Raw genomic sequence first — 366 nt, forward strand, 5'->3', positions numbered from 1 at the left:
GTGCGCGAACGCGTGCTGCCCGTGCTCGAGACCGAGCTCGGCCCCGGCATCGCCGAAGCGCTCGCCCGCACCGCGGAGCAGCTGCGTGAGGACGCCGAGGCCTTCGACGAGATGATCCACGAGACCATCGAGGACATCGTCGAGCACGCCGAGGCGGGGATCTCGGTGAGCGTCGCCGCCCTCGCCGCCAACCCCGCGGCGCTGCGCAACCGCATCATCCGGCTCGTCGTCGACAGCGAGTTCGGCGTCGGGTTGACCCGGGTGCAGACGCTCGAGGTCGCCCGGCTCGTGACCGACTGGTCGGGGCAGGGACCGATCGACCTGCCGGGATGCACGGCGAAGCGCGCCGGAGGACGGATCGTCTTC

The 366-nt window shown here is 71.9% G+C and carries 1 protein-coding gene; it reads left to right on the forward strand.

The annotated features are described in order from the left end of the window. Positions 1–366 (forward strand): TilS substrate-binding domain-containing protein (locus tag KI686_RS17450; RefSeq protein WP_237590311.1); only part of this gene is annotated, 366 nt, incomplete at both ends.

Source organism: Polaribacter sargassicola (assembly GCF_021991835.1).
In the GTDB taxonomy this organism is placed as follows: Bacteria; Bacteroidota; Bacteroidia; order Flavobacteriales; family Flavobacteriaceae; genus Polaribacter; species Polaribacter sargassicola.